Source organism: Sulfurovum sp. bin170 (assembly GCF_010892395.1).
GTDB lineage: Bacteria > Campylobacterota > Campylobacteria > Campylobacterales > Sulfurovaceae > UBA1140.
In genome coordinates, this window is record NZ_JAACKB010000042.1 from 1 (window position 1) to 3,595 (window position 3,595).

Sequence of the window (3,595 nt, forward strand, 5' to 3'; positions counted from 1 at the left end):
TAAGCTCTCTTTTGAACCAAATAGTTCGGGTGTAAACACGCCGATTCCGAAAATGCGGATTGCATATAAGGAAACGATGGCTTCAGCCTCGCTAATTCATTGGCATTGGGCTTTAGCCTCGCTATCTTTAAAATAGGTCAGGAAACTCCTCTGTTGTATGCGTCTCTGCTTTAGTTGGCAGAGGAGATGTATCTGTATATAGTTCTGTTCTAACTCCATTTCTTGTATTATAAACCCCATCTGGTACTTCAAATTTTCTTGGCAGGTCAGGATATAGTTCATATAACTTTTTAAAGAAATATGAGAATGCAGGAGCTGCTGTACCACCACCTGTACCACCTTTTCCTATGGGTCTGTTGTTATCTCTTCCTATCCATACAATAACCTCTGTAGATGGTGAATATCCACAAAACCATGCATCAACATTTTTGTTAGTAGTTCCAGTTTTACCTACTAGTTCAATTCCAGGAACTTGTGCATTTCGTCCTGTTCCTCTAGTAACAATGTCTTTTAGAATATCAGTCATCAGATAGGCTTGTTCAGGTTTGGTGAAGTTAGCAATCACTTGATTTTTTGCTTCATATATGATTGTACCATTTCGTGCTACAACTTTTGATATAAGTCTTGGTTCTATCATATGTCCACCATTTGCAAAAGCAGAGTATATCTGTGCCATCTTTGCAGGGCTAAGTCCGAGGTTACCCAAAGAGATAGACATATCTTGTGGAATATGTGGTATATTTAGCATCTTTAACTTCTCAAATATTCTTTGTACACCAATCTCTGTTACGAGATTTATGGTTGCAAGGTTTCGTGAGTGGACAAGGGCTTCTCTAAGTTTTATAAAACCTACAAAATTACTCTCATAGTTTTTAGGTTTCCAGATTACTCTTTTACCATTTTTATAGTATTGGAAAGTTCTAGATACATCTGTAAGCTCTGTTGCAGGATTGTATCCCATATCAAGAGCAATCTGATATAGAAATGGTTTAAAAGCAGAACCAGGTTGTCTTGTCATCATGGTCGCACGGTTATAAGCAGATTTTTTGTAGTCAACTCCACCAACCATAGCTTTTATATCACCAGTTTTATTATCAACTGCAAGTAATGCACCATTAAGAGTAGTATTTTCGATGCTCTCTCTCTGTCTCTTGACAACCTTTCTATGTGCATATTTTAGTGCTTTTCTTGCAATCTTCTGTTGCTTCATATCTATTGTAGTATAGATAGTGTATCCACCAATTTTTATATCTTTGAACTCTTTTTTGAGTCTTCTTACTACCTCGTCTGTGACATATGGTGCGATATTTTGAGTTAGTGTACTCCTGTGTATCTCGGGGGTCTCTTTAATCGCAGAGAGATACTCATCTTCATGAATCCAACCAAGTGTTTTCATTCTAGTCAAGATAGTATTGGCTCTTTTTAAAGCTCTATCGAGATGTCGTATAGGGTTAAAGTGAGATGGTGCATTTGGTAGTCCAACCAACATTGAAGCCTCTTTCAGTGTTAACTCATCAAGACTCTTCTGAAAGAAACCTCTTGCTGCTGTTTTGATTCCAAAATAACCAGAACCAAAAGAGATTTCGTTGAGGTATCTCTCTAATATCTCCTCTTTTGTTAACTCATTCTCTACTTTCATAGAGAGTATCGCCTCTTTTAACTTTCGTGTATAACTTCTTTTAGGAGAGAGTAGGATTTTTTTGACAAGCTGTTGAGTTATGGTACTTCCCCCCTCTACCTTTTTACCCGCTTCAAAATTTCTGATAGCTGCACGGATAATCGCATCAGGATTAATCCCCTCATGCTCAAAAAATCGTGTATCTTCTATCGCAACTAGAGCCTCAATAAGATAACCAGGTATCTCATCATATTTTGCATAGAGTCTATGTTTTCCATCCATCAAATTTGCAATCTTGTTTCCCTCATGGTCAAGTATTACAGAAGATGTTTTTGGACGATAGTTAACAATTTTGTCCATATCAACTTGGATTTCATTATAAGCGTAGATAAATGCAGCAAAGAGTGCAATGGCAAATATTATTACCAACATTATCGAGCCTTTAATCAACTGATTAATCATATATGAGTTTCCTTCTTTAGATTTTTTGCAAATTTGGAATCGGAGACTTTAGTCCCGAATATAACGAGGCTAAAGCCCAATGCCAATGAATTAAAGATTTAGACAAGGGAGTCCCTTGTCTCTACTGTTTTGAAATTGAAATATTGTAGGGACAATGCCACTACCTTGTCCTAATAAATCAATAACAATATTCTTAATTCATTGGCATTGGGCTAAAGCCATCGGTTCCTACTCTTGCAAGTTATCTTTTAAAAATGGGCTAATTATATCTAAAAGTGATTGAGTAGTGACTTTAATGATTTTTTAGAAGAGCCTAATCTTGGGATAATTCGTAGGATTGGTTCTGTAACAGTTGGTTGTCGGATAGCACCTACTAGAAAACCTTTGGTCATCAGAGCCTCTTGTAGACGAATGGTTTGTGCATTTTCTGGAACAGGTAGAGCAAATATAAGTGATTTTAGCTCCACACCACTAGCCTCTTTGATGATAGCCTGTCTCTCTTTTATCGCTTTATAATATTTTTGGCTACTGTTTGATACTTTTATGATGTTTATAAGTGCCAAAGCTGTATCAAAAACAGATGGAGCAGTAGCATAGATAATGGGTTTTCCTCGGTTCTCTAAAAAACTAATAATCTCTGATGAGGCTAAAATATAAGCACCATAAGAGCCATAAGCCTTACCCAAAGTTCCCATTTTGATATGATTGCTTTGTGGCTCAATATCGTAATATTCAAATATCCCTAAAAGATTCTCTCCCAAAACCCCAGAGCTGTGAGCCTCATCTACAATAAGTAGAGCCTCATATCTATCAGCCAATTCAAATATCTCTCGTTTGCATAGTTTTCCAGACATAGAGTAGACCCCCTCAACGGCGATAATCTTTCGCCCTGTAGTGTGCTGTTTTAGCTTCTCTTCGAGGTCAGATGGGTCATTGTGCCTGACCTTCACAACCCTATCACCCAAAAGACCAGTAGCCATCATCCCACTAGCGTGATAATCTTCATCAATAAAAAGCATATCTCTTTTGCGAACAAGCGACTCAATCAGAGCGATGTTTGCCAAAAATCCAGAGCCAACAACTAACCCTTTTTCAAATCCATTCAGCTTTGAAAGAGTCTTCTCAAACGCCTCATGTATTTCATGATAGCCATTGACAAGCATACTCGCTTTTGGGGCAATGGTGTCATATTCTCTCACCAGTTGATAAGCTTTTTTGAACTGCTTCTTGTCATTGGCAAAACCCAAGTAGTCATTGGATGCAAAATCTATTAATTCACTATCAAACAGCTTTCTCTCTCTAAATCGGTTTGCTTTTTTTAGGGCATTTAGTTCATTTTGGTACATGATTAACTCTTTTTTGAATTTATTGATATTATATACTATTAGAATTATGATTTGGATAGTGTAGCAATTCCGTTGATATAATTTTTCATTATAACAAAAGTCCAAAATCCAAAACATTAATCAATAGACCAATAACAATATCATGCATTTTGATAGACTTAGAGAAACA

General features: G+C 36.7%; 2 protein-coding genes. Both read right to left on the reverse strand.

Features of this window, described 5'->3' with window-relative positions; all coding sequences use genetic code 11:
* Positions 1-127 precede the first annotated feature (127 nt).
* Positions 128-2,050, reverse strand: a complete 1,923-nt coding sequence (locus GSY74_RS00990) for a transglycosylase domain-containing protein (RefSeq protein ID WP_255494422.1) — start codon at positions 2,048-2,050, stop codon at positions 128-130.
* Positions 2,051-2,349: 299 nt separating this feature from the next.
* Positions 2,350-3,426 carry a pyridoxal phosphate-dependent aminotransferase family protein gene (locus tag GSY74_RS00995; RefSeq protein ID WP_164663234.1) on the reverse strand — a complete coding sequence of 359 codons (1,077 nt, stop codon included), beginning with the start codon at positions 3,424-3,426 and terminating at the stop codon, positions 2,350-2,352.
* Positions 3,427-3,595 lie beyond the last annotated feature (169 nt).